The organism is Calidifontimicrobium sp. SYSU G02091, from assembly GCF_022631395.1.
GTDB lineage: Bacteria > Pseudomonadota > Gammaproteobacteria > Burkholderiales > Burkholderiaceae_C > Calidifontimicrobium > Calidifontimicrobium sediminis.
Genome location: NZ_JALBGB010000007.1, coordinates 71,735 through 96,462, shown reverse-complemented (window position 1 = coordinate 96,462; position 24,728 = coordinate 71,735). Strand labels below are relative to the sequence as shown.

Annotated in this window: 24 protein-coding genes; 2 read left to right on the top strand and 22 right to left on the bottom strand. The window is 71.5% G+C overall.

The window, feature by feature from the left end:
* Positions 1–17: 17 nt before the first annotated feature.
* Together MOJ79_RS06875 and MOJ79_RS06870 are read left to right on the top strand one after the other, a co-directional pair.
* Positions 18–980: a transglycosylase SLT domain-containing protein gene (locus MOJ79_RS06875; RefSeq protein ID WP_241923465.1), complete on the top strand. Its 963-nt coding sequence runs from the start codon at positions 18–20 to the stop codon at positions 978–980.
* A 68-nt stretch (positions 981–1,048) separates the two neighbouring features.
* Positions 1,049–1,660, top strand: coding sequence for a hypothetical protein (locus MOJ79_RS06870; RefSeq protein ID WP_241923464.1), 612 nt, complete (start codon positions 1,049–1,051; stop codon positions 1,658–1,660).
* A gap of 18 nt (positions 1,661–1,678) precedes the next feature.
* Here the strand turns inward: MOJ79_RS06870 and MOJ79_RS06865 are convergent, their stop codons facing one another.
* The 22 genes from MOJ79_RS06865 to MOJ79_RS06760 form a co-directional block, all read right to left on the bottom strand.
* Positions 1,679–3,541, bottom strand: a complete 1,863-nt coding sequence (locus MOJ79_RS06865) for an ABC transporter ATP-binding protein (RefSeq protein WP_241923463.1) — start codon at positions 3,539–3,541, stop codon at positions 1,679–1,681.
* 197 nt (positions 3,542–3,738) lie between these two features.
* Positions 3,739–4,476: a hypothetical protein gene (locus MOJ79_RS06860; protein ID WP_241923462.1), complete on the bottom strand. Its 738-nt coding sequence runs from the start codon at positions 4,474–4,476 to the stop codon at positions 3,739–3,741.
* A 175-nt stretch (positions 4,477–4,651) separates the two neighbouring features.
* Complete coding sequence (locus MOJ79_RS06855) at positions 4,652–4,864, bottom strand: hypothetical protein (RefSeq protein WP_241923461.1); 213 nt, start codon at positions 4,862–4,864, stop codon at positions 4,652–4,654.
* Positions 4,861–5,916: a phytoene/squalene synthase family protein gene (locus MOJ79_RS06850; protein WP_241923460.1), complete on the bottom strand. Its 1,056-nt coding sequence runs from the start codon at positions 5,914–5,916 to the stop codon at positions 4,861–4,863. Before MOJ79_RS06850 ends, MOJ79_RS06855 begins: the two co-directional genes overlap by 4 nt.
* Entirely contained in the window at positions 5,913–7,478 is a 1,566-nt protein-coding gene (locus tag MOJ79_RS06845; RefSeq protein ID WP_241923459.1) for a phytoene desaturase, read from the bottom strand. Before MOJ79_RS06845 ends, MOJ79_RS06850 begins: the two co-directional genes overlap by 4 nt.
* A gap of 79 nt (positions 7,479–7,557) precedes the next feature.
* Positions 7,558–8,067 (bottom strand): ASCH domain-containing protein, encoded by a 510-nt coding sequence (locus MOJ79_RS06840; RefSeq protein ID WP_241923458.1) that lies wholly within the window; start codon positions 8,065–8,067, stop codon positions 7,558–7,560.
* Positions 8,068–8,081: 14 nt separating this feature from the next.
* Positions 8,082–8,987, bottom strand: a complete 906-nt coding sequence (locus MOJ79_RS06835; protein ID WP_241923457.1) for an SDR family oxidoreductase — start codon at positions 8,985–8,987, stop codon at positions 8,082–8,084.
* A gap of 22 nt (positions 8,988–9,009) precedes the next feature.
* Positions 9,010–10,665, bottom strand: coding sequence for an isovaleryl-CoA dehydrogenase (locus MOJ79_RS06830; protein WP_241923456.1), 1,656 nt, complete (start codon positions 10,663–10,665; stop codon positions 9,010–9,012).
* Positions 10,662–11,111, bottom strand: coding sequence for a GNAT family N-acetyltransferase (locus tag MOJ79_RS06825; protein WP_119353812.1), 450 nt, complete (start codon positions 11,109–11,111; stop codon positions 10,662–10,664). Before MOJ79_RS06825 ends, MOJ79_RS06830 begins: the two co-directional genes overlap by 4 nt.
* 7 nt (positions 11,112–11,118) lie before the next feature.
* Complete coding sequence (locus MOJ79_RS06820; RefSeq protein WP_241923455.1) at positions 11,119–12,147, bottom strand: NADP-dependent oxidoreductase; 1,029 nt, start codon at positions 12,145–12,147, stop codon at positions 11,119–11,121.
* The gene (locus MOJ79_RS06815) at positions 12,144–12,596 is read right to left on the bottom strand and encodes a PaaI family thioesterase (protein WP_241923454.1); all 453 of its coding nucleotides are present in this window, start codon (positions 12,594–12,596) and stop codon (positions 12,144–12,146) included. The genes MOJ79_RS06820 and MOJ79_RS06815 overlap by 4 nt, the downstream gene beginning before the upstream one ends.
* Entirely contained in the window at positions 12,597–13,388 is a 792-nt protein-coding gene (locus tag MOJ79_RS06810) for an SDR family oxidoreductase (RefSeq protein WP_241923453.1), read from the bottom strand.
* Positions 13,389–13,421: 33 nt separating this feature from the next.
* A complete protein-coding gene (locus MOJ79_RS06805; RefSeq protein ID WP_241923452.1) occupies positions 13,422–13,616 on the bottom strand; it encodes a hypothetical protein in 195 nt (64 codons plus the stop codon).
* A gap of 8 nt (positions 13,617–13,624) precedes the next feature.
* Entirely contained in the window at positions 13,625–15,442 is a 1,818-nt protein-coding gene (locus MOJ79_RS06800) for an acyl-CoA dehydrogenase (RefSeq protein ID WP_241923451.1), read from the bottom strand.
* 5 nt (positions 15,443–15,447) lie between these two features.
* Positions 15,448–15,909 (bottom strand): PaaI family thioesterase, encoded by a 462-nt coding sequence (locus tag MOJ79_RS06795; RefSeq protein WP_241923450.1) that lies wholly within the window; start codon positions 15,907–15,909, stop codon positions 15,448–15,450.
* A 54-nt stretch (positions 15,910–15,963) separates the two neighbouring features.
* The gene (locus MOJ79_RS06790) at positions 15,964–17,139 is read right to left on the bottom strand and encodes an acetyl-CoA C-acyltransferase (protein ID WP_241923449.1); all 1,176 of its coding nucleotides are present in this window, start codon (positions 17,137–17,139) and stop codon (positions 15,964–15,966) included.
* A gap of 38 nt (positions 17,140–17,177) precedes the next feature.
* Entirely contained in the window at positions 17,178–19,271 is a 2,094-nt protein-coding gene (locus MOJ79_RS06785) for a 3-hydroxyacyl-CoA dehydrogenase NAD-binding domain-containing protein (protein ID WP_241923448.1), read from the bottom strand.
* 118 nt (positions 19,272–19,389) lie between these two features.
* A complete protein-coding gene (locus MOJ79_RS06780) occupies positions 19,390–20,085 on the bottom strand; it encodes an ABC transporter ATP-binding protein (protein WP_241923447.1) in 696 nt (231 codons plus the stop codon).
* Between the two features lie 4 nt (positions 20,086–20,089).
* Entirely contained in the window at positions 20,090–20,869 is a 780-nt protein-coding gene (locus tag MOJ79_RS06775; protein WP_241923446.1) for an ABC transporter ATP-binding protein, read from the bottom strand.
* Between the two features lie 79 nt (positions 20,870–20,948).
* Positions 20,949–22,256 carry a branched-chain amino acid ABC transporter permease gene (locus MOJ79_RS06770; protein ID WP_241923445.1) on the bottom strand — a complete coding sequence of 436 codons (1,308 nt, stop codon included), beginning with the start codon at positions 22,254–22,256 and terminating at the stop codon, positions 20,949–20,951.
* Between the two features lie 4 nt (positions 22,257–22,260).
* A complete protein-coding gene (locus MOJ79_RS06765) occupies positions 22,261–23,289 on the bottom strand; it encodes a branched-chain amino acid ABC transporter permease (protein WP_259374361.1) in 1,029 nt (342 codons plus the stop codon).
* 95 nt (positions 23,290–23,384) lie between these two features.
* Positions 23,385–24,626: a branched-chain amino acid ABC transporter substrate-binding protein gene (locus tag MOJ79_RS06760; protein WP_241923444.1), complete on the bottom strand. Its 1,242-nt coding sequence runs from the start codon at positions 24,624–24,626 to the stop codon at positions 23,385–23,387.
* Between the last annotated feature and the right edge of the window lie 102 nt (positions 24,627–24,728).

Here is a 24,728-nt window from a genome sequence, read left to right as displayed (position 1 = left end):
GTGGCCTTGGCCGCACCATGACGCACCCACCCCGGACCCTCATAGCCCGTCTGGCCGCCCCTCTGCGCACGGCTGGCGTCGCGCTGGCCGTCGCCGTGCCAGGGCACGCGACGGCGAACCCGCTGCCGGTCGACGAGTCGGCGCTCGTCCGCAGCTACCGCGCCGAGGCGCAGGCCTACGAGCACGGCGAGGGCGTGCCGCGCGACGGCGCGCGCGCCGCGACGCTGTACTGCAAGGCGGCCCGGCTCGGCGACGCGAAGTCGCAGTACGCGCTGGGGTGGATGTATGCCAACGGCCGCGGCGTCGAGCGCAACGACGCGCTGGCGTCGTTCTTCCTGCGCGCGGCGGCCGAGCAGGGCCTGGCGCCGGCCGAACGGCTGCTCGCACGCCTGCCCGAGACGGTCGAGGTCCCCGACTGCATGCGCGAACCGCCGGCGGTCGCGGTCGTCGTGCCGCCGCCGCAACCCGCCGCGGCGGCGCCTGCGGCGCCCGCGCTGCCGCCGCAGGCGGCCGAGCTGCGGCGCAGCGCGCCGCCGATGATCGTCGACCTCGTCGACCGGCTCGCCCCGCAGTACCAGCTCGAGCCGCACCTGGTGCTCGCGATCATCCGCGTCGAATCGAACTTCGACACCGTCGCGCGCTCGCCGAAGAACGCGCAGGGGCTGATGCAGCTGATCCCCGAGACGGCGCAGCGCTTCAACGTGCTCAACGCCTACGACCCGACACAGAACCTGCGCGGCGGCATGGCGTACCTGCGCTGGCTGCTCGCGTACTTCGAGGGCGACCTGGCGCTCGTCACCGCGGCCTACAACGCCGGCGAAGGCGCGGTCGAGCGCTATCGCGGCATTCCGCCGTACCGCGAGACGCGCGACTACGTGCGCCGCGTCCTCGAGACCGTCGGCACCGTGGTGCACCCGTTCGATGCGAGCGTGACGGCACCGTCGGCGGTGCTGCGCGGGCGCCGCACCGCGGCGCGCTGAGCCTCGCCGCCCTGGCGCCGTACCCGACGCCGGCGTCGCCGCCGGCCCGCGGCGCTACAGTGCGGCCCATGCCGCGTCCGATCGAGTCGTATGCCGTGCGCCGCCGGCGCGTCGTCGCGGCGCTCGCCGTGCTCGCGGTGCCCCGCGCGGTGTGCGCGCAGGCCAGCCGGCGCGACGACGGGCAGGAGGTGCTGTCGCTGTACGGCGTCGCGCTGAAGGACGCACCGCTGGACGTGTTCGTCGCCGCGGTGCGCGCCGCCGGCGGCGTCGCGCTCGGCGTGCCGGCCGGCGAGCCGCCGCAGTTCGACACCCGCCAGGCCGGCGTGCCGGCGCTCGAGCGACTGACCGTCATCGCGCACGAGGGCAAGGTCGTCACGGCGCGCTTCACCGTCAAGGGCTATGGCCAGGACAACGAGGCGCTGCGCCGCGCGCTGCTGGCCAAGTACGGCGTGCCGCTCGTCGTCTCGGCACGGCCGCTGCCGGCGCAGGGTTTCGACGGCCGCGTGAGCCCGCGCGGCGCGTACTTCTGGACCTTCGCCGACGGGATGCGGCTCGTCTACGAGCACCCGCGCGTCGGCGACGTCACGCTGTCGTACACCGACGAGGCCAAGGCGCGTGCGCTGGCCGCCGGCGCGCCGTCGCGCGCGCGGCCGGGCGGCGACCTCGGCGACCGGCTGTAGCACCGCGCGGCCGTCGCGCTACGGCAGCGCGACGGCGGCGCCCGCCTCCTCGTCGGCCTCCTCGCCGAGGAAGCCGCCGCTTTGGCGCGCCCACAGCCGCGCGTACAGCCCGCCGCGCGCGAGCAGCTGCGCGTGCGTGCCCTCCTCGACGATGCGGCCGCGGTCCATCACGACGAGGCGGTCCATCGCCGCGATCGTCGACAGACGGTGCGCGATCGCGACCACCGTCTTGCCTTCCATCAGCGTGTTCAGGCTGGCCTGGATCGCCTGCTCGACCTCGCTGTCGAGCGCGCTGGTGGCCTCGTCGAGCAGCAGGATCGGCGCGTCCTTGAGCATCACGCGCGCGATCGCGATGCGCTGGCGCTGCCCGCCCGAGAGCTTGACGCCGCGCTCGCCGACGTGCGCGTCGTAGCCGCGCCGGCCCTTCGGGTCGACGAGGCCCTCGATGAAGTCGTGCGCCTCGGCGCGCTTCGCGGCGGCCACCATCGCGGCGTCGTCGGCGTCGGGGCGCCCGTAGACGATGTTCTCGCGCACCGAGCGGTGCAGCAGCGACGTGTCCTGCGTGACCATACCGATCTGCGCGCGCAGACTCTCCTGCGTGACGTGGGCGATGTCCTGGCCGTCGATCAGGATGCGCCCGCCGTCGACGTCGTAGAAGCGCAGCAGCAGGTTGACCAGCGTGCTCTTGCCGGCGCCCGAGCGACCGACGAGGCCGATCTTCTCGCCCGGCCGGATCACGAGCGAGAGGTCGTCGACGACCTTGCGCGCGCCGCCGTACGCGAAGTCGACGTGCTCGAAACGGATCTCGCCGCGCGTGACGACGAGCGGCTTCGCATCGGCGCGGTCGACCACCGTGTGGCGCTTCGCCAGCGTGTTGATGCCGTCCTGCACGGTACCGATGTTCTCGAACAGCGACGCGAACTCCCACATGACCCAGTGCGACATGCCGTTCAGGCGCAGCGCCATCGCGGTGGCCGCTGCGACCGCGCCGACGCCGACGTCGCCGCGCGACCACAGCCACAGCGTGACACCGGCGGTGCTCGCGATCAGCGCCATGCTCAGCGTGTGGTTGACGACCTCGAAGCCGCTGACCAGCCGCATCTGCGCGTACACCGACTGCATGAACTCCTGCATCGCGCTCCTCGCATAGCCGGCCTCGCGGCGCGCGTGGCTGAACAGCTTGACGGTGGCGATGTTGGTGTAGGCGTCGGTGATGCGCCCCGTCATCAGCGAGCGCGCGTCGGCCTGCCGCTTGGCCACCCGCCCGAGCCGCGGCACGAAGTACGCGAGCGAGGCGGCGTACAGCGCGAGCCACGCGACGAAGGGCCCGAGCGCGCGCAGGTCGAACGTGCCGATGACGGCCGTCATCGTGACGAAGTAGATGACGACGAAGACGAGGATGTCGGTGACGATCAGCCACACGTCGCGCACCGCGAGCGCGGTCTGCATGACCTTCGTCGCGATGCGCCCGGCAAACTCGTCCTGGTAGAAGCCCAGGCTCTGCCCGAGCAGCAGGCGGTGGAAATTCCAGCGCAGCCGCATCGGGAAGTTGCCGGCCAGCGTCTGGTGCTTGATCATCGTCTGCAGCGCCACCACCAGCGGGCTGGCGGCGAGGATGCCCGCCAGCAGCAGCAGCGTGCCGCGCTGCTGCGCCCACAGCTGCCCTGGTGCGGTGGCGCCGAGCCAGTCGACGACGCGCCCGAGCATCGCGAACAGCATCGCCTCGAACGCGCCGACCAAGGCCGTCAGCAGCGCCATCGCGAGTATCCACGGCCGCAACCCCTCGCTGCACGCCCACATGAAGGCGACGAAGCCGCGCGGCGGCGGCGCGGGCGGCGCGTCGGGGTATGGCGAGACCAGCGTCTCGAAGCGGCGGAACACGGGCAGGCGGACTCGGTGGAAGGCGGGGCGGCACGCCGCCCGGCCACCGCACCCGCAGTGCGGGTCGGGGCCGCACGCCAGTGCGCACGGGCCGGCGCGCCGTCGCGCGCGACGAAGGGTGCGAGGTTAGCCGAACTCGCCGGCCCTGCCGGCCCACGGGGTCGCGCACGAGCCGGCCAGCCCGGCCCGTGAGCGTCTCACCGGCGCGACGAAGGCAGCCGTGACGCCGGCTCGGCACGCGCCGCCGGGTGTGCGCGCATCACCATCAGGCTGCGCGCGAGGTACAGCGCGTTGACCAGGCGCGCGGCGCGCTCGACGCTCATGCCCGGCCAGGTCGCGATCTCGCGCAGCGACACCGTCTCGCGGCGCAACCGCTCGAGCGCCGCACCCATCGCGCCGGTCGCGCCGAGCCGGGCGGCCACACCCAGCGCACGGTACGCCGCGGTGCCGCCGACCTCGGCGAGCAGCCGCTCGCGCGGGCCGTGCAGCGCGAGCTGCCACAGCAGCGGCACCAGCGGCCGGTAGGCCTCGGCGCGGCCGATGCGCTCGTGCTGGTAGTGCCCCGGCGGGCGCAGCCCGGGCGGCTCGACCGCGAGCAGCGTCAGGTCCGCGAGCCCGAGGTCGCGGCTGGGCTGCAGCGGCCGCGGCGAGTGGTACAGGTCCGAAGCCGGGAACACCGTCACCGGCCACACGAGCCCGTCGTGCTTCAGGTACAGCAGCGCCGACTCGCGCTGGCGCAGACACGCGGCGAGCACTTCGAGCACGTCGCCGCGCGCGGCGTCGGTGTCGCGCCGCTGCAGCTCGGCCACCAGCGTCGTCGACAGCACCGTCGGGCCGTCGAGACGCGCATAGCCGCTGCTGCCCATCTGCCGGCGCAGGCGCTCGAACTCGCTGATGCGCCACAGCGACGAATCGTCGAAATCGCGTTCCTGCATCGCCCACCTCCGCCAGCCGGTCGTCTGCGCCGAATGCCTGCGCGCCGTGGCGCCGGGCGGCATTCGGGCTGCGCAGCTTAGCGGCGGCCCTGCACGCCAGGTGTCAGCAAGCTGTAACAGCCCGCGGCACGCGTCGTGACCACCGCAGCGGGAGCGCCGCGCGACGCAGCACCGCTCAGCGATCGGGGCCCGAAGGCACGTCGGCGCGCGGGGTGGCGCTGTCGGTGCCGCCGTGCGGCGGTGCGCCGCCTGCCGGCGGCGAGCGCGACGCGCGCTCGCGGTCGCGCGCGATCTCGCGCCGCACCGACACCAGCTGCCAGATGCCCAGCCCGAGCACGACGCCGATCACGAGCGCGAACTCGATCGCGACCAGCGTCGACGGGCTCACGATGCGCGCACGGGACGCCGCACCGGGTAGCGCGCGCGTTCCTGGCGCTCGAGGCGGTCGAACAGGTCGATGAGCCACGCCGTGCGGTCGATCACCGCGGGCCGGTCGTCGAGCGGCGGCGGCGCCGACACGGCGGCGTGCACGAGGTGGCGATTGGCCGGCAGCGGCGGCTCGGCGCCGGCACCGCGCGGCCACAGCTGCACGACGGCCTGAGCCAGCAGCCACGCCTTGCGCGAGGCCGGCACGACGGCGCGCGAGTGCCACGCCTGCCGGCCTCGACGGCGCACTTCGTGGCCGATCGCGGCATACAGGTGCCGCGCCGCGTTGATACCCGGGCGGCACGGCAGCGGCAGCCGCGCGACGCCGCCGTCGACGCGGCGGTACAGCGCATCGGCCTGCGCGAGCAGCCGCAGTACCGCACGCTCGATCGCGGGGTGTGGCTGCGGGTCGGCGAGCCACGCGTCGGGGTCGAGGCCGTCGTCGCGCAGCCAGGCGCGCGGCAGGTACAGGCGGCCCATTGCCGCGTCCTCGCGCACGTCGCGCGCGATGTTCGACAGCTGCATCGCGACGCCGAGGTCGCAGGCACGCGCGAGCGGTTCGGCCCCGCGCACGCCCATCAGCAGCGCCATCATCGCGCCGACGGCACCCGCGACGCGCGCGGCGTAGTCGCACACGTCGTCGAAGGTCTCGTAGCGGCGGCCCTGCGCGTCCCACGCGAAGCCCTCGAGCAGCGCCTCGGGCAGCGCGCGCGGGATGTGATAGCGGTGCACGACGGCCGCCAGCGCGCGGTCGGCCGGGTGCGACGTCGGCGCGAGGCGGTAGACGGCGTCGAGCCGCAGCCGCAACGCCTCGAGCGCGTGCGCACTGCCGCCGCTGGCGTCGATCTCGTCGTCGGCGATGCGGCAGAACGCGTACAGCGCGCACGCCGGCTCGCGCACCGCGCGCGGCAGCAGCAGCGAGGCAGCGAAGAAGCTGCGCGAGCCGCCGCGCATCAGCTCGCGGCACGCGGCGAGGTCGATCGGCGAGACCTGCGGCGCCATCGTGTCGCTCACGCAGTGGCCATCGCCGTCGGCACCGCGGCGCGCGCGACGAGCGCCTCGGCGTCGGGGACGACGGTGTCGAGCACGCGCGCCGACGACAGCACGCCCGGAATGCCCGCGCCCGGGTGCGTGCCGGCGCCGACGAGATACAGCCGATCGAGCTCCTCGCTGCGGTTGTGCGGGCGGAACCACGCGCTTTGCGTCAGCACCGGCTCGAGGCTGAACGCGGCGCCGTACACCGAGTTCAGGCGCCGCTCGAAGTCCAGCGGCGTCAGGATGCGCGAGGTGACGACGTTCTCGCCCAGCCCGGGCAGCAGCGTGGCCTCGAGCCGGCGCTGCAAGTTCAGGCGGAACGGCTCGGCCGCGCGCGTCCAGTCGATGCCGCTTTGCTGGTGCGGCACTGGCGACAGCACGTAGAACGTGTCGCAGCCGGGCGGCGCGAGCGACGGGTCGGTCGCCGTGGGCCGGTGCAGGTACAGGCTGACGTCGTCGGCGAGCACCTTGCGCTCGAAGATGTCGTCGAGCAGCCCGCGGTAGCGCGGCCCGAGCGAGATCGTGTGGTGCGCGACGTCGTCGTAGCGGCGCCTGGTGCCGAAGTACCAGACGAACAGGCTCATCGAGTAGCGCGCACGCTCGATCTTGCGGTCGGTCCAGCGGCGGCGGTGCCGCGCCGGCAAGAGGTGCTTGTAGGTGTACGCGGCATCGGCGTTCGAGACGACGACGTCGGCCGCGATGACCTCGCCGCTGTCGAGCTTGACGCCCGTCGCGGTGCGCTCCTTGACGAGGATCTCGCGCACCGGCGCGTGGCAGCGCACCGTGTTGCCCTGCCCTTCGATCAGCTTGACGAGCCCTTCGACGAGGCGGCCCATGCCGCCCATCGCGTAGTGCACGCCGAAGCGGCGCTCGAGGAACAGGATCAGGCAGTAGACCGACGTCGTGTTGAACGGGTTGCCGCCCACCAGCAGTGGCTGGTACGTCAGGATCTGGCGCAGCTTGTCGTGCTTCACGTAGCGGCTGGCCATCTGGTAGACGGTGCGCCAGCTCTGCAGCTTCATCAGCTGCGGCGCGAGCCGTGCCATGTCGGTCCACGAGTCGAACGGCACGTGGCCGAGCTGCTCGAAGCCGACCTTGTAGATGGCCTCGCTCGCCTTCAGGAAGCGCTCGTAGCCGTCGACGTCACCGGGCGACAGCTTCGCGACCTGCGCGCGCATCGCGACCGGGTCGCCGCTGTAGTCGAAGAACGTGCCGTCGTCGAAGCGGATGCGGTAGAACGGGCTGACCGGACGCAGGTCGATGTCGTCGGGCAGCCTGCGCCCGGCGAGCTGCCACAGCTCCTCGAGCAGGAACGGCGCCGTGATGACGGTGGGGCCAGCGTCGAACGTGAAGCCGTCCTGCCGGTGCACGTAGGCGCGACCGCCCGGGGCGTCGAGCTTCTCGAGCACCGTCACGCGGTAGCCGCGCGCGCCGAGCCGCACCGCGGCCGCCAGGCCGCCGAAGCCGCTGCCGATCACGACGGCGTGCGGCGCACCGGCGCGTGGCACACGCGCCGCCAGCGGGGGCGACACTGTCAACATTGCTTGATGCTACGTGTGTCATAGCACGTTGACAAGTCGGCGTGCCGTGCGGTACCGCGGGCAACCGGTGCGCGGCAAGTCAGGCGCCGTGCCCCGTCTCGCCCTCGGGCGGCCACACGCGCTCGAAGAACTCGAGCACGAGCACGCTCGAGGCGTCGAACGCGAAGCCCTCGCGCTCGGCGCGCTCGCCGAAGTCCTGCCGGTGCGCAGTGAGCCACCACGCGAGCGTCAGGTCGCCCTCGCCGGCGGCGAACGCGACGGCCTCGTCGATCTCGTCGAAGCGCCGCTTCTCGACGTGCGTCGTGCGCACGATCGCGCGCGGGCGGCCGGCGCCGTCGAGCACGACGAGGTGGTCGCCGACGGCGGGCAGCGCGTCGCCGTCGCGCTCGAAGTCCGCGAGCAGCGTCGCGTGCGCACGCTTGACGCCGCGCTCGACGAGCTCGGCCAATTCGTCGGCCAGACGCCGCGTGTGGCCGAGCGCGGTGGCGGCGAAGCCCTCGACCTTCACGCCACGGGCACGCTGGTACGCGAGCCAGAACGGCTCGATCAGCGCGACCTGGCCGGGTGCCGGACGCTCGTCGGCGAACATCGGCTCCCTCGTGCTCACCCGGCCGCGTGCAGCGCCGCGCGCAGCTGTGCGCCGAGCTCGGGCTTGTCGGCGAACGGGTCGGTCGGGTTGCGGCCCTGGACGACGTCCTCGAGGCGCGTCTGCACGCTCTTGAGCGCGTGCGGGTGGCTGTAGATGTAGAAGCGGCGCTCGCGCAGCGCGTCGAACACGGCCTGCGCGACCTGCGCAGCGGTCACCTTGCCACTCGTCACCGCCTTCTCGCTCATCGCCTGCGCGATCAGCTGGCTGCGCGTGGGCGGTGGCGGCGGCAGATCCGCCGGGCGGTTGCGCTGGCTGCGGTGGATGCCGGTGGGCACGAAGTACGGGCACAGCACCGACGCCGTGACCTGCCCGGTGACGAGCGAAAGGTCCTGGTACAGCGTCTCGCTGAGCGCCACCACCGCGTGCTTCGTCGCGTTGTACAGGCCCATGTTCGGCGGGCTCAGCAGCCCGGCCATCGACGCGGTGTTGACGACGTGGCCCTCGTACGCGGCATCGGCCTTCGCCGCCTCGAGCATCATCGGCACGAACACGCGCACGCCGTGCGCGACGCCCATCAGGTTGACGCCGACGACCCACTCCCAGTCGGCGGCCGTGTGCTCCCACACCAGCCCACCGACGGCGACGCCGGCGTTGTTGAAGACGAAGTGCGGCGCACCAAACCGCTCGCGCACCGCGGCGCCGAGCGCGTCGACGTCGGCCGCCTTCGCGACGTCGACGCGCATCGGCAGCACGGGCGCGCCGAGGTCGCGGATCTCGTGCGCCGCGAGCTCGAGCGCGTCGGGCTGCACGTCGGCCATCACGACGTGCATGCCCTCGCGCGCGGCGAGGCGGGCCACCTCGAGGCCGAAGCCCGACGCGGCGCCGGTGATCACCGCGGTGCGGCCGTGGAAGGTCTTCATCGTCGGGTCTCCTCGTTGGTGGTCAGCGGCCCCGCGCGCGCTCGATCAGCGCGTCGAACGGCAGGTCCGCCGGCAGCGTGCCGAACACGTCGCTGCCCTGCGCGAGGCGCGCGCGGCAGAACGCCTCGGCCACCGCGCGCGGTGCGTGGCGCGCGAGCAGCGACGCCTGCATCAAGAGGGCCACGTCGCGCGCCAGCGCGCGCGCGGCGATCTCGTCGGTGACGCCGTCGATGCGCGCCGGCAGCGCCGCCGCGAGCCGGTCGAAGCCCGGGTGGATGCCGCGCGCGGCCGCGAGTTCGCGCTCGAGCGCCGGCGCGACGTCGGCGCTGCGCAGCGCGCGCAGCAGGTCGAGCGCCATGATGTTGGCCGCGCCCTCCCAGATCGAGTTCAGCGGCATCTCGCGGTAGATGCGCGCCATCACGCCTTCGCCGTGCTCCTCGACGTAGCCGTTGCCGCCCAGGCACTCCATCGCCTCCTGGCCGAAGGCGCTGCCGCGCTTGCAGATCCAGAACTTGGCGATCGGCGTCAGCACGCGGCGCAGCACGGCCTCGTGCTCGCGTTCGGGGTGGCCGGGGTACTCGGTGCGGTCGATCGTCACCGCGACGCGCAGCGCGAGCGCGGTGGCGGCCTCGCTCTCGAGCGCGAGGTCGGCGAGCACGTTCTTCATCAGCGGCTGCTCGACGAGCCGCCTGCCGAACGCGCTGCGGTGCGCCGTGTGGTGCAGCGCGAGCGTCAGCGCCGCGCGCATCAGGCCCGCGGTGCCGAGCGCGCAGTCCAGGCGCGTGAGCGCACCCATCGCGAGGATCTGCGGCACGCCGCGCCCCTCGTCGCCGACGCGCCAGCCGATCGCGTCGTGGAACTCGACCTCGCTGCTCGCGTTCGCGTGGTTGCCGAGCTTGTCCTTCAGGCGCTGCACGCGCAGCGCGTTGACGCTGCCGTCGGGCAGGATGCGCGGCACGAAGAAGCAGCTGAGTCCCCCGCTCGCCTGCGCGAGCACGAGGTGCGCGTCGCACATCGGCGCCGAGAAGAACCACTTGTGGCCGGTGATGCGGTAGCGCTCGCCCCAGGCGTCGGCGCCGTCGCGCTCGGCGCGCGTCGTGTTCGAGCGCACGTCGGAGCCGCCCTGCTTCTCCGTCATGCCCATGCCGAGCGTGACCCCACTCTTGCGCTCGAACGGCACGAAGCGCGGGTCGTAGTCCGACGCGACGATCTTCGGCATCCACGCCTGCGTGATGCCGGCGTTGGCGCGCAGCGCGGGCGTCACGGCGTAGCTCATCGACACCGGACACAGCACCGACGGCTCGAGCTCGGTGAACAGCATGAACGCCGCGGCACGCTCGACGTGCGCACCGGCACCCTTCGCCCACGGCGCGCCGTGCAGACCGTGGCGCAGCGCGCTGGCCATCAGCGCGTGGTAGCTCGGGTGGAACTCGACCTGGTCGATGCGGTGGCCGAAGCGGTCGTGCGTCTTCAGCCGCGGCGGGTGGACGTTGGCCAGCCGCGCGTGCTCGAGCATGTCGGCGCGGCCGAACTCGACGCCCATCGCCGCGAGCCGCGCCGTCTCGTACCCCGGCAGGTGGTGCGCCAGCGCGTCACGCAGCGGGCGGTTCCACGCCCACAGGTCGTGGTCGGCCAGCGGCGGCGGCTGGTTCGTGACGTCGTGCGTGACGAAGCTCATGGACCTTCCTTTCGCAGCATCTCGACGTGAGGGATGTCGTCTTCGAGGTACGTGTCGCTCACGGTCTCGAAGCCGAAGCTGGCATAGAAGCGCTGAAGGTGCGCCTGCGCGCTGATGCGGATCGCGCGCCCGGGCCACAGGCGCCCGCAGCCGGCCACGCCTTCGGCGACCAGCGCGCGCCCGAGCCCGGTGCCGCGCACCTCGGGCGCGACCGCGACGCGACCGATCGAGGGCTCGGCGTACTTCGCGCCCGGGTCGACGACGCGCAGCACGGCCTGCAGCGTGCCCGCGCCATCGCGACCGAGCAGGTGCCAGGCGACGCGGTCGAGCCCGTCGGGATCGAGGTACGGGCCCTGCTCGAGAATGAAGACGCGGCAGCGCAGCTGCAGCGCGTCGTACAGGCCATCGACCCCGAGGTCGGCGAAGCGCGACCACGACCAGCGCATCGTCGCCCTAGACGAGCCTGACGAGCTGCTTGCCGAAGTTGCGCCCCTTCAGCAGCCCGAGAAAGGCTTCGGGCGCGCTCTCGAGGCCGTGCGCGATCGTCTCGCGGTACTTCAGCCGGCCACTGGCCACCATCGCACCGAGCTCCTTGAGCGCCGCGGGCCACAGGTCCATGCGTTCGCTGACGATGAAGCCCTGCACTTTCAGCCGCGAGATCAGGATCAGCTGCGGGTTCGCCATCGGGATCGGCTGGCCGTCGTAGCCGGCGATCATGCCGCACATCGCGATGCGGCCGAAGGCGTTCATGCGCAGCATCACGGCGTCGAGGATCGTGCCGCCGACGTTCTCGAAGTAGCCGTCGATGCCGTCCGGGCACGCCTGCTTGAGCGCGGCCGCGAGCGACTTCAGGTCGCGGTGCACCTTGTAGTCGATGCAGGCGTCGAAGCCGAGCTCGCCGGTGACGTAGGCGCACTTCTCGGGCCCGCCGGCAATGCCGACCGCGCGGCAACCCCTGGCCTTCGCGAGCTGGCCGACGACGCCGCCGACCGCGCCGCTGGCGGCGCTGACGACGACCGTCTCGCCGGCCTTCGGCTCGATGATCGTGTTCAGCCCCACCCACGCGGTGACGCCGGGCATGCCGACCGCGCCGAGGTATGCCGACAGCGGCACGTGCGTCGTGTCGACCTTGCGCAGCACGCCGCGCTGGCGGGCGTCGACGAGCTGGTACTGCTGCCAGCCGCCCATGCCGACGACCTGGTCGCCCGCCGCGAAGTCCGGGTGGCGCGACGCGATCACCTCGCCCGCGGTGCCGCCGATCATCACTTCGCCGAGCGGCTGCGGCTGCGCGTAGCTCTTGCCCTCGTTCATGCGCCCGCGCATGTACGGGTCGAGGCTCAGGTAGTGGATCTTCACGAGCACCTGCCCGTCGGCGAGCGCGTCGGGGTCGACGGCCGAGGTCTGCAGGCGGAAGTTGTCGAGCGTCGCTTCGCCGCTGGGGCGCGAGGCGAGCACGATCTGATGGTTGACGAGGGCGGTCATGCGGACTCCGGGCGCGGCGCGGGGCGCCGCAGTTCGTTGAGCTTGCGCCCGCGCGTGGGCAGGGCGCGCAGGTACTTGAAGGTCGCGGTCGCGTGCGCGCAGCGGTGGCCGTGGTCGTCGACGACCCAGCCCTCGCAGAACGCCAGCGTCGCGGTGCGGTGCAGCAGGCGGCCGTGGCCGGCGAGCACGCCTTCGGCCGGCTGCATGAACGTGGTCTTCATCTCGACGGTGGCCACGCCGGGTGCGTCGTCGGGGTGGCGGTGCGCGCTGCGCGCCGCGTGCGCCATCGCGACGTCGAGCAGCGTCATCAGCACGCCGCCGTGCGCGACGCCCCACGAGTTGGTCAGCGCCTCGCGCAGCGCGAGCGCCACCTCGGCCTCGCCGCCGCCGAAGCGCCGCAGCTCGAGGCCCAGGTGCTCGACGAACGGGATGTGCGCGGCGAACTGCAATCAGCCTCCGCGGTGCACGGCCGACACGCCGCCGTCGACGGCGAGGATCTGCCCGGTGATGTGCTTGCCGGCGGCGCTGGCGAACAGCAGAGCGGCGCCCTTGAGGTCGTCGTCGTCGCCGATGCGCCGCAGCGGCGCAGACGCCGCGAGGTTGTCGACACCGAACTGCTCGAGCACGCCCTTGGTCATCTTGCTCGGGAAGAAACCCGGCGCCAGCGCGTTGACGGTGATGCCGTAAGGCCCCCACTCGCCGGCCAGCGTGCGCGTGAAGTTGACGACCGCGCCCTTGCTCGTGCCGTAGGCGATGAACTTCATCTCGGCGCTGCCACCGAGCCCCGCGATCGACGCGACGTTGATGATGCGCCCGTAGCGGCGCGGGATCATGCTCGCCTTGCCGACCGCCTGCGAGAACAGGAACACGCTGCGCACGTTGAGGTTCATCACCTTGTCCCACGCCTCGAGCGGGTGGTCCTCGGCCGGCGCGCCCCAGGTGGCACCGGCGTTGTTGACGAGGATGTCGACGTGTCCGAGGCGCTGCAGCGTCTCGTCGACGACGCGGCGGATCTCGTCGGGCCGGCTCGCGTCGGCAGCGACCCAGCGCGCGTCGATGCCCTTCGTGCTCAGCTCGGCGGCGGCCTCCTCGAGGTCGGCGGCCTTGCGCGAGGTCAGCATCACCTTGGCGCCGGCCTCGCCGAGCGCCTCGGCGATCTGCAGCCCGAGGCCGCGCGAGCCGCCGGTGACGAGCGCGGTGCGGCCGCGAAGGTCGAACAGTTGAAGGACGGGGGTGCTCATCGGCGGGTCTCCTGGGTGATCGGGGGCCGGGGGTCAGCGAGGCGGGTCCTGCATGCGCGAGCGCACGACGATCAGCGCGACGCCGGCGGCGGCGGCCACACCACCGCCGACGACGAGACCCCAGCCGAGCGCGTCGTGCTGCCGCTGCACGAACCCGCCGAGCGAGGCGACGAGCAGGCCGGCATAGATCAGCACCCAGGCCAGCGTCTCGACGGTCGTCGTCTTCATCGCGCGGGTCAGAACCAGTCGGGATCCATCGTGCGGCACACCGCCTCGCGCGACGCGACGACGGCGAGCCAGGCATCGATCTTCGGCAGCTCGTAGGCGTAGAAGTAGCGCATCGCCGCGAGCTTGCCGTGCTTCATCGCACCGTCGCCCAGGCGCTGCGCCGCGAGCGCGACGTCGAGCCAGATCCACGCCAGCACGACGTGGCCGAAGGCCTGCAGGTACGGCGTCGCGTTCGCGAGCGCCTCGTCGGGCACGCCGGTGGCCCATGCCGCCTTCGTCGCCGCGCCGACCTTGTGCAGCGCGGCGGCGAGCGCGTTCGCGTGCGCCGCGAGCCCCTCGACGTGGCCGGCGCGCTCGATCGTCGCGTTGACGCGCGCCGCGAGCAGCCTGAGCCCGGCGCCGTCGTCCATCACGACCTTGCGCCCGAGCAGGTCGAGCGCCTGGATGCCGTGCGTGCCCTCGTGGATCATGTTCAGGCGGTTGTCGCGCCAGTACTGCTCGACCGGGAAGTCGCGCGTGTAGCCGTAGCCGCCGAGCACCTGGATCGCGAGGCTGTTCGCCTCCAGGCACCACTCGCTCGGCCAGCTCTTGGCCACCGGCGTCAGCACCTCGAGCAGCCGTTTCGCGTCGGCCGCGGCGGCGGGCTCGCCGGTGTGCTGCTCGTCGACGAGCCGCGCGCAGTACAGCTCGAGCGCGAGCGCGCCTTCGGCGTAGGCCTTCTGTGCGAGCAGCATGCGCTTGACGTCGGCGTGCTCGACGATCGGCACCTGCGGCTGTGTCGGGTCCTTGCCGCGGCCGGTGACCGGCCGGCCCTGCGGCCGCTGCTTCGCGTATGCGAGCGACGCCTCGAACCCGGCCATGCCGAGCATCGCCGCGGCCATCCCGATCGCGATGCGCGCCTCGTTCATCATGTGGAACATGCAGCGCAGGCCGTCGCCCGGCGCGCCGATGCGCCAGCCGATGGCACCTGCGCGGCCGCCGGGCCGGAAGCGGCCCTCGCCGAAGTTCAGCAGCGTGTTCGTCGTGCCGCGCCAGCCGCACTTGTGGTTCAGCCCGGCGAGCGCGACGTCGTTGCGCTCGCCGCTCAGGCGCCCGTCGGCGTCGACGAGCCACTTCGGCACGATGAACAGCGAAATGCCCTTCACGCCGGGCACCAGCTGGCCGTCGGGGCCGGGGATCTTCGCGAGCACGAGGTGCACGATGTTCTCGGTCAGCTCGTGCTCGCCGGCCGAGATCCACATCTTGTGGCCCGTGAGGCGGTAGCGCGGCCCGAGCGGGTCGGCCTCGAAGTCGGCGCCGTCGGGCACCGCGCGCGTCGCGACGTCGGACAGGCTCGAACCCGCCTGCGGCTCGCTCAGGCACATCGTGCCCGACCAGCGCCCGGCGAACTCGGCGTGCGCGAACACGCGCTGCTGCGCCGGCGTGCCGTGCGCCATCAGCAGGTTGGCATTGGCCACCGTCAGCATCGCGGCGCTGATGCTGACGCTGGCCTTCGCGAAGAAGCCGTTGGCCGCCGCCTCGACCGTGTACGGCAGCTGCATGCCGCCGAGCGCGTAGTCCTGCGCCGCAGCGAGCATGCCACTGTCGGCATACGCCTTCCACGCGTCGTGCGTGGCCTGCGGCAGGACGACCTTCTCGCCGTCGAAGCGCGGCTCCTCGGTGTCGACGAGGCGGTTGAACGGCGCGTATTTCTCGCGCGCGATGCGCTCGCAGGTGTCGAGCACCTGCGCGAAGGTCTCGCGCGAGTGGTCGGCGAAGCGCGTGCGCGCGGTCAGCGACTCGACGGCCAGCCAGTCGTGCAGCAGGAAGTCGACGGTCGCACGCACCGGCGTCAGTCCTTCGCGGCGGCGACGACGTGCGGCGGGGCGTCGCCGGTGCGCGCGATCGTGCCCTGCGCGATGGCGCACAGCTTCTCGCCGCCGGCGTCGTCGACCATCACGACGTCGCAGCGGCACACCGCCTGCTGCCGGCCGACGTGCACGGCGTCGGCGCGTGCGACGAGACGGCGTCCGACGGCAGGGCGCAGGAAGTTGATCTTGAACTCGGCGGTCAGCACCGGCGCGCGCATCGCGGTGCTGCCGGCGTAGGTCAGCGCGTTGTCGGCGAGGTAGGCCAGCACGCCGCCGTGCACGAAGCCGTGCTGCTGCATGAGCGCCTCGACGATCGTCAGCGACAGCACGCAGTGCCCGGGGCGCAGCACGTCGAGCTCGGTGCCGACCAGCCGGCTGAACGGCTGGGCCGCGAGGATGTCGCGCCCGAGGTCGAGCAGCGCCTGTTCGTGTTCGGCGTCCATCGCTGGCAGGTCAGGGCCGTCGTCCGCGCGGCCGCCAGGCCGCTGCGGCGGCGGTCAAAGCACCTCGAACACGCCGGCGGCGCCCATGCCGCCGCCGATGCACATCGTCACGCACACGCGCTTGGCGCCGCGGCGCTTGCCCTCGATCAGCGCGTGGCCGGTCAGGCGCTGGCCCGAGACGCCATACGGGTGACCGATCGCGATCGCGCCGCCGTTGACGTTGAGCCGCTCCATCGGGATGCCGAGCCGGTCGGCGCAGTACAGCACCTGCACCGCGAACGCCTCGTTGAGCTCCCACAGGTCGATGTCGTCGACCTTCAGCCCCAGGCGCTGCAGCACCTTGGGCACCGCGAACACCGGGCCGATGCCCATCTCGTCGGGCTCGCAGCCGGCGACCGCGAAGCCGAGGAAGCGGCCGAGCGGCTTGAGCCCCTTGCGCTCGGCGTAGGCCTCGTCGACGACGACGCACGCCCCCGCGCCGTCGCTGAACTGGCTCGCGTTGCCGGCGGTGATCACGCCGCCGGGCAGCGCCGGGCGGATGTCCTTGATGCCGTCGACCGTGGTGCCCGGGCGCAGCCCCTCGTCCTTCGTGACGCGGACCTCCTTCGTGCGCAGGCCGAGCACGGGGTCGGCGACACCCATCGTGACGGTGACGGGCACCATCTCGGCGTCGAACAGCCCCTGCTCCTGCGCCGCGCAGGCCTTCTGCTGGCTGGCGGCGCCGTACTGGTCCTGCCGCTCCTTCGAGATCGCGTAGCGCTTGGCGACGTTCTCGGCCGTCTGCAGCATCGTCCAGTAGATCTCGGGCTTCTTCGCCTTGAGCGCCGGGTCGAACAGCATGTGCTGGTTCATCTCCTGCTGCACGCACGAGATGCTCTCGACGCCGCCGGCCACGTAGACCTCGCCCTCGCCGGCGATCACGCGCTGCGAGGCCAGCGCGATCGTCTGCAGCCCGCTCGAGCAGAAGCGGTTGATCGTCACGCCGCTCGTCGTGATCGGCAGCCCGGCGGCGAGCGCGATCTGGCGCGCGATGTTCATGCCGGTCGCGCCCTCCGGATTGGCGCAGCCCATCAGCACGTCCTCGACCGCCGCGGGGTCGACACCGGCGCGTTCGACGGCGGCGCGCACCGCGAAGGCGCCGAGCGTGGCACCGTGGGTCATGTTGAAGGCGCCCTTCCAGCTCTTGGCGAGCGGCGTGCGGGCGGTGGAGACGATCACAGCTCGGGTCATGGCAGCGTTCCTTTCTCGTCGGGGGCTCGCGCGGCGGCTCAGGTGAAGGTCCGGCTTTCGGCGACCAGCTTCGCCAGCAGCGGCGCCGGGGTCCAGAACCCGGCGTCGTCGTGCGGGTTGCGCGCGAAGCGCTTCATCGCCTGCACGACGTTGAACAGGCCGAAGGTGTCGGCGTAGCACATCGGGCCGCCGCGGTGCAGCGGGAAGCCGTAGCCCGTGAGGTAGACCATGTCGATGTCGCTGGCCTTGCTCGCGATGCCTTCCTCGAGGATCTTCGCGCCCTCGTTGACGAGCGCGAACACGAGCCGCTGCACGATCTCCTCGTCGCCGATCGCGCGCGGCGCGATGCCGAGCTCGCGGCGGTGGTCCTCGATCATTTTCTCGACCACCGGCGACGGGATCGCGTCGCGCTTGCCGGGCTGGTAGTCGTACCAGCCGGCACCGGTCTTCTGGCCGAAGCGGCCCATCTCGCACAGGCGGTCGCCGACGCGGCTGTAGCGGATCTCGGGCTTCTCGACGTAGCGGCGCTTGCGGATCGCCCAGCCGATGTCGTTGCCGGCGAGGTCGCTCATGCGGAACGGCCCCATCGCGAAGCCGAAGGCCTCGATCGCCTTGTCGATCTGCGCCGGCGTCGCGCCCTCGTCGAGCATGAACATCGCCTGGCGGATGTACTGCTCGAGCATGCGGTTGCCGATGAAGCCGTCGCACACGCCCGAGACGACCGCCGTCTTCCTGATCTTCTTGGCGATCGCCATCACGGTGGCGAGGACGTCCTTGGCGGTCTTGTCGCCGCGCACGACCTCGAGCAGCTTCATCACGTTGGCCGGGCTGAAGAAGTGCATCCCGACGACGTCCTGCGGGCGCTTCGTGAACGACGCGATCCTGTTCAGGTCGAGCGTCGACGTGTTGCTCGCGAGGATCGCGCCGGGCTTCATCACCTCGTCGAGCCGGCGGAAGACCTGCTCCTTGACGCCCATGTCCTCGAACACGGCCTCGATCACGAGGTCGGCGTCGCGGATGTCGTCGTAAGCGAGCGTCGTCGACAGCAGCGCCATGCGCTGCTCGTACTGCTCGGGCTTGAGCTTGCCCTTCTTGACCTGCGCTTCGTAGTTGCGGCGCATCACGCCGACCCCGCGGTCGAGCGCCTCCTGGCTGGTCTCGAGGATCGTCACCGGGATGCCGGCGTTGAGGAAGTTCATGCTGATGCCGCCGCCCATCGTGCCCGCGCCGATCACGGCCACCTTGCGGATCTCGCGCACCGGCGTGTCCTCGGGCACGTCGGGGATCTTGCTCGCTGCCCGCTCGCCGAAGAAGGCGTGGCGCAGCGCCTTGCACTCGGGCGTCATCATCAGCGCGAGGAATGCGGCGCGCTCGTAGACCATGCCGTCGTCGAACTTCGCCTTCGTCGACTGCTCGACGCAGTCGACGCAGCGCACCGGCGCCGGGAAGTGCTTGGCCATCGCCCTGACGGTGTTGCGCGCGAACTGAAAGTAGGCATCGCCTTGCGGGTGCGCCGCCTTCAGGTCGCGCACGCGCGGCAGCGGCCGGCGGTCGGCGACTTCGCGCGCAAACGTGACCGCGCCGTCGAGCAGGTCGCCCTCGATCAGGCGGTCGAGCAGCTTCTGTCCCGGCAGGGCGAACAGCACCTCGCTCTTGACCGGCTCGCCGCTGACGATCATGTTCAGCGCCGTCTCGACGCCGAGCACGCGCGGCAGCCGCTGCGTGCCGCCGGCGCCCGGCACGAGGCCGATCTTGACCTCGGGCAGCGCGATGTTCGTGCCCGGCGCCGCGACGCGGTAGTGTGCGCCGAGCGCGAGCTCGAGCCCGCCGCCCATGCACACGCTGTGCAGCGCGGCGACGACCGGCTTCGGGCAGTCCTCGAGCAGCTTGATCAGCGACAGCAGGTTCGGCTCGGCGAGCGCCTTCGGCGAGCCGAACTCGCGAATGTCGGCGCCGCCCGAGAACGCCTTGCCGGCGCCGGTGATCACGATCGCGCGCACCGCGGGGTCGTCGACCGCGCGGTCGACGCCCGCGGCGAACGCCTTGCGGGTGTCGAAGCCCAGGCCGTTGACCGGCGGGTTGTTCAGCGTGATGACGGCGACGTCGCCGCGCACCTCGTAGTTCGCGTTCATGGGCTCTCCTGGTCGGTCGGGCAAAAATAGAACGGTCGTTCGATTCTAGGGAGCGCCACAGCCGGCATCCGTCTCCTCGGCGACAGGACCCGGTCGGCGCCGTCGGGGGCGGCTGCGCCTACACCTCCAGCCACTCCTTGCGAATGTACGCGTTGGCGCGCAGCTCGGCGGGCGTGCCCTCGAACACGATCTGGCCGTGGCCCATCACGAGGCAGCGGTCGGCCACCTCGAGCGCGATCGTGAGCTTCTGCTCGACGAGCAGCACCGAGATGCCGCGGCGCTTGAGCTCGCGCAGGTACTCGGCGACGAGCTCGACGATCTTCGGCGCCAGGCCCTCGGTCGGTTCGTCGATCATGATCAGGTCGGGGTCGCCCATCAGCGTGCGACACAGCGTGAGCATCTGCTGCTCGCCGCCCGACAGCACGCCGGCTTCGGTGTGCTGGCGCTCCTTCAGCCGCGGGAACAGGCGGTACATGTCGTCGAACGACCACCGCGGCGCGTTCTTGCCGCGCTTCTCGCCGAGCTGCAGGTTCTGATGCACCGTCAGCCTGGGGAAGATGTCGCGGTTCTCGGGCACGTAGCCGATGCCGAGGTGCGCGATCTCGAACGGCTTGCGGCCCATCACCGGCTGGCCGCGCCACGTGATCGAGCCGGTGCCGTCGACCATCCCCATGATCGTCTTGACCGTCGTCGAGCGCCCCGACCCGTTGCGCCCGAGCAGCGCGACGATCTCGCCTTCGCGCACCTCGAAGTGCACGCCGTGCAGCACGTGGCTCTTGCCGTAGAAGGCGTGGACGTTGTCGAGCTTGAGCACCGCCTCACCCTCCGGCCGAGGCGGCTTGCTGCTCGGCGAGCACCGAGCCGAGGTACGCCTCCTGCACGCGCGCGTTGGCGCGCACGGCGTCGGGCGTGTCGAACGCGATGACCTCGCCATAGACGAGCACCGCGATGCGGTCGGCCAAGCCGAACACGACGCCCATGTCGTGCTCGACGGTGAGCAGCGTCTTGCCCTCGGTCACCTCGCGGATCAGCTGCACGAAGCGCTTCGTCTCGCTCTTGCTCATGCCGGCAGTGGGCTCGTCGAGCAGCACGACGCCGGCGCCGCCGGCGATCGTGATGCCGATCTCGAGCGCACGCTGCTCGGCGTAGGTGAGATTCATCGCCAGCACGTCGCGCCGGCGGTCGAGCTTGATCATCTCCATCACCTGCTCGACGCGGTCGTTGACGTCGCGCAGGTCGGCGAGGAACTTCCAGAACGCGTAGCGGTGACCCATGCTCCACAGCACCGCGCAGCGCAGGTTCTCGAACACCGACAGCCGCGTGAACAGGTTGCTGACCTGGAAGCTGCGCGCCAGCCCGCGGCGGTTGATCTCGAACGGCGTCTTGCCGTCGATGCGCTCGCCGTGCAGGCGGATCTCGCCGCTCGTGACGCCGAAGCGCCCCGAGATCAGGTTGAACAGCGTGCTCTTGCCGGCGCCGTTGGGCCCGATGATCGCCACCCGCTCGCCGGGCTGCACCGCCAGGCTCGCGCCGCGGATGATCTCGGTCTTGCCGAAGCTCTTGCGCACGTCGACGAGTTCGACTGCGGGTGTGCTCACGAGGCGCCCCTCCCGACACGGCACGCCCGCCCGCCCCGGGCCGGCCGGACGACGCGTGCGCGCAGCGGCGCGGTGCTGCTCACAGCGCCTCCCTGCGCTTGATTTCCTGCTCGATCTCCTGCTGGATCGTGTCCCACTCGCGGCGGAACTGCCGCCGCGTCAGCTCGAACAGCGCGACGCCGACGACGACGAGGAACACGGCGCCAAACCAGGACTCGACGTGGCCGGTGTGCAGCGTCGCGCCGAGGAACTTCAGCTCGGGGCCGAGCGCGGCATTGAGCTGCCGGTGGTAGACCATCTCGATCATCGCGGCGACGCCCAGCAGCACGGTCGCCGCGGTACCGGCCAGCGCGAGGTAGCTCGCAGCGATGCGCCCGAGCTTGCCGAACGCGGCCACGCGCAGGTTCATCATCAGCAGGCTCGCGATGCCGCCGGGCGCGTACATCACCATGAACAGGAAGATCAGCCCGAGGTACAGCAGCCAGGCCTTGGTCCACTCCGACAGCAGCACCAGCGCGACGACCATCAGCACGCCGCCGATGATGGGCCCGAAGAAGAACGTCGCACCGCCGAGGAACACGAACAGCAGGTACGCGCCCGAGCGCGCCGCGCCGACGACGTCGGCGGTGACGATCTCGAAGTTCAGCGCCGTCAGCCCGCCGCCGATGCCGGCGAAGAAACCGGCGATCATGAACGCGAGGTAGCGCACCGTCTGCGTGCTGTAGCCGATGAACTCGACGCGCTCCGGGTTGTCGCGCACCGCGTTGAGGATGCGCCCGAGCGGCGTGCGCGTCAGCGCGAACATCGCCGCCGTGCTGACGAAGCAGTACACCGCGATCAGGTAGTACACCTGCACCTGCGGGCCGTAGCTGATGCCCATCACCGGCTTGCCGACGACGCGGTCGCCGGTGATGCCGGCCTCGCCGCCGAAGAACTCGGGCAGCATCAGCGACATCGACCACACCAGCTCGCCGATGCCCAGCGTGATCATCGCGAACGTCGTGCCGGCCTTCTTCGTCGTCACCCAGCCCAGCAGCGCGGCGAAGCCGAGCCCGGCGAGCCCGCCGACCAGCGGGATCAGGCTCACCGGCAGCGCGAACGCGCCGGCGCTCACGAGGTTGAGCGTGTGGATCGCCAGGTACGCGCCGAGCCCGCTGTAGACCGCGTGGCCGAAGCTGAGCATGCCGCCCTGCCCGAAGATCACGTTGTACGACAGGCACACGATGATCGCGATGCCGATCTGCGACAGCAGCGTGTGCGCGAGCCCGCTGTTCCACACGACGGGCGCCAGCGCGAGCACGAGGGCGAACGAGCCCCACAGCAGCCAGCGCGCGACGTTCCACGGGCGGAAGTGGAAGTGCGGGCGCGTCTCGCGCACGTGCGTCATCGCCTCAGCTCTCCCTCGTGCCGAGCAGCCCGCGCGGGCGCAGGATCAGGATCAGCACCAGCAGCAGGTACGGCAGGATCGGTGCGGCCTGCGCGAGCGTGATCTTGGCCACCGGGTACAGCCAGCTGTCGGGCGCCACCGTCAGGCCGAAGCTCGCGGCCAGGTGCACGAGCGACTTGTCGACCGTCAGCGGCAGCGTCTGCAGCAGGCCGACGAGGATCGAGCCGAGGAAGGCGCCGGGCAGCGAGCCCATGCCGCCGATCACGATAACGGCGAAGATGATCGGCCCGATGTGCGCCATGTTCGGCTCGGTGACGAACGTGATGCCGCCGACGACGCCGGCCAGCCCGGCCATCGCGCAGCCGGTGCCGAAGACGAGCATGAACACGCGCGGCACGTTGTGACCGAGCGCCTCGACCATCTCGGGGTGCGTCAGTGCCGCCTGGATCACGAGGCCGATGCGCGTGCGCGTGAGCATCAGCCACAGCGCGAGCAGCATCGCGATCGCGACACCGGCAAGGAACACGCGGTTGAGCGGGTAGCGCGTGCACGTGACCATCACCTCGGCGGTGCGCTGGCACATCTCGGGTGGTGCAACGCCGAGCACGACGCGCATCGGCTCGGCCGACGACGACACCAGCGTGAACGCGGTGCCGGCCAGCGCCGGCGGCGGCCCGAACGGCACCGACGTGCGCCCCCATACGAGCTGCACGATCTCGAGCAGCACGTACGACAGCCCGAAGGTCACGAGCAGTTCGGCGACGTGGCCGAACTTGTGCACGCGGCGCAGCACCGAGCGCTCGAACGCGGCGCCGGCCAGCCCCACCAGCAGCGGGGCGGCCACCAGCGCCGCCCAGAACCCGACGAGGCCACTGAGCGTGTACGCGAAGTACGCGCCGAGCATGTAGAAGCTCGCGTGCGCGAAGTTCAGCACGCCCATCATGCTGAAGATCAGCGTCAGCCCGGCGCTGAGCATGAACAGCAGCAGCCCGGAGCTGACGCCGTTGAGCAGATTGATGAGGACCTGGTCCAAGTCGGTCGCGGCGGCGGGTCAAAAAACGGGCCCGTCGGAGCAGCCCCCGGCGGGCCCGGCGCGGCGCACGGCGCGCGCGCGATGGTGTCGGCGCGTCAGCCCGGGCGGCTCATCTGGCACGACGTCGGCGTGCTCGACACGTAGGGCTCGAACACGCGCTCCTGCACCCAGGTGTAGCCGGTGCCCTCGACGTTGTACTGCTTGGCCGGGTCGGTGATCTTGCGCCAGCTCGCGATGTACAGCGGCTGCTGCAGCTGGTGGTCGGTCGCGCGCATCGTGACCTCGCCCGAGAAGCTCTTGATCGACAGGCCCTCCATCGCCTTCGCGACCTTGACCGGGTCGGTACTCTTGGCCTTGGCCATCGCCTGCGCGAGCATCGGCAGCACGTGCAGCGTCGACAGCAGCGACAGGTCTTCCTTGAAGCGCGCGTTGTACTCCTTCATCCACGTGGCCAGCTCGGGGATGTTGGAGTGGCCGATGTAGACGTACTTGACCTTGCCTTCCATCGTCGGGCCGATCGCCGACGGCGAGCCGTTGGCGCCGGCATAGTAGGTGTACCAGTTGGCGTCGAGGCCGGCGTCCTTCGCGGCCTTGATCAGCAGCGACAGGTCCGAACCCCAGTTGCCGGTGACGATGCTGTCGGCGCCCGAGGCCTTGATCTTCGCGACGTAGGGCGCGAAGTCGCGCACCTGGCCCAGCGGGTGCAGGTCCTCGCCGACGATCTGCACGTCGGGGCGCTTGCGCGCCAGCGCTTCCTTGAAGTACTTGGCGACCTGGTGGCCGTGCGAGTAGTTCTGGTTGATCAGGTAGACCTTCTTGACATTCTTCTCGTCGCGCATGTAGGTCGTCAGCGCTTCCATCTTCATCGACGTGTCGGCGTCGAAGCGGAAGTGCCAGAAGCTGCACTTGGCGTTCGTGAAGTCGGGGTCGACCGCGGCGTTGTTGAGGAACACGATCTCCTTGCCGGGGTTGCGCTCGTTGTGCTTGTTGATCGCGTCGATCAGCGCGCCGGCCACCGAGCTGCCGTTGCCCTGCGTGACGTAGCGGATGCCCTGGTCGGTGATCGCGCGCAGCGCCGTCAGGCTCTCCTGCGGCGAGAGCTTGTTGTCGAACGGGACGATCTCGAACCTGACGCCGGCCGGGTTGTTCGCGCTGACCTTCTCGGCCATGAACTGGAACGTGCGCAGGCTGTTCTGCCCGATGTTGGCCAGCATGCCCGACAGCGGGTCGACCCACGCGATCTTGACCGTCTCGCCTTTCTGTGCGAACGCGCCCGTGCCGCCCAGCGCTAGCGTCGCGCCCACCGCCAGACCGAACCTGCGCCTCGTGAAGTCCATCGCCTTCTCCTTGGATGTTGCACCGCACACAACGGACACCCTACCGGAAGCGACGACGCTTGAGGCTCGGGGACTACCCCGAAGCCCCGGTCGCTGCCGGGA

Excerpts from the sequence above, each read along its gene's own strand:
- MOJ79_RS06805 (WP_241923452.1), bottom strand. The coding sequence starts at position 13,616 with ATGAAGACGACGACCGTCGAGACGCTGGCCTGGGTGCTGATCTATGCC.
- MOJ79_RS06785 (WP_241923448.1), bottom strand. The coding sequence starts at position 19,271 with ATGAACGCGAACTACGAGGTGCGCGGCGACGTCGCCGTCATCACGCTG.
- MOJ79_RS06845 (WP_241923459.1), bottom strand. The coding sequence starts at position 7,478 with ATGTTGACAGTGTCGCCCCCGCTGGCGGCGCGTGTGCCACGCGCCGGT.
- MOJ79_RS06840 (WP_241923458.1), bottom strand. The coding sequence starts at position 8,067 with ATGTTCGCCGACGAGCGTCCGGCACCCGGCCAGGTCGCGCTGATCGAG.
- MOJ79_RS06860 (WP_241923462.1), bottom strand. The coding sequence starts at position 4,476 with ATGCAGGAACGCGATTTCGACGATTCGTCGCTGTGGCGCATCAGCGAG.
- MOJ79_RS06795 (WP_241923450.1), bottom strand. The coding sequence starts at position 15,909 with ATGGACGCCGAACACGAACAGGCGCTGCTCGACCTCGGGCGCGACATC.
- MOJ79_RS06820 (WP_241923455.1), bottom strand. The coding sequence starts at position 12,147 with ATGACCGCCCTCGTCAACCATCAGATCGTGCTCGCCTCGCGCCCCAGC.
- MOJ79_RS06830 (WP_241923456.1), bottom strand. The coding sequence starts at position 10,665 with ATGAGCTTCGTCACGCACGACGTCACGAACCAGCCGCCGCCGCTGGCC.
- MOJ79_RS06770 (WP_241923445.1), bottom strand. The coding sequence starts at position 22,256 with ATGACGCACGTGCGCGAGACGCGCCCGCACTTCCACTTCCGCCCGTGG.
- MOJ79_RS06875 (WP_241923465.1), top strand. The coding sequence starts at position 18 with ATGACGCACCCACCCCGGACCCTCATAGCCCGTCTGGCCGCCCCTCTG.
- MOJ79_RS06825 (WP_119353812.1), bottom strand. The coding sequence starts at position 11,111 with ATGCGCTGGTCGTGGTCGCGCTTCGCCGACCTCGGGGTCGATGGCCTG.
- MOJ79_RS06760 (WP_241923444.1), bottom strand. The coding sequence starts at position 24,626 with ATGGACTTCACGAGGCGCAGGTTCGGTCTGGCGGTGGGCGCGACGCTA.
- MOJ79_RS06810 (WP_241923453.1), bottom strand. The coding sequence starts at position 13,388 with ATGAGCACCCCCGTCCTTCAACTGTTCGACCTTCGCGGCCGCACCGCG.
- MOJ79_RS06870 (WP_241923464.1), top strand. The coding sequence starts at position 1,049 with ATGCCGCGTCCGATCGAGTCGTATGCCGTGCGCCGCCGGCGCGTCGTC.
- MOJ79_RS06790 (WP_241923449.1), bottom strand. The coding sequence starts at position 17,139 with ATGACCCGAGCTGTGATCGTCTCCACCGCCCGCACGCCGCTCGCCAAG.
- MOJ79_RS06835 (WP_241923457.1), bottom strand. The coding sequence starts at position 8,987 with ATGAAGACCTTCCACGGCCGCACCGCGGTGATCACCGGCGCCGCGTCG.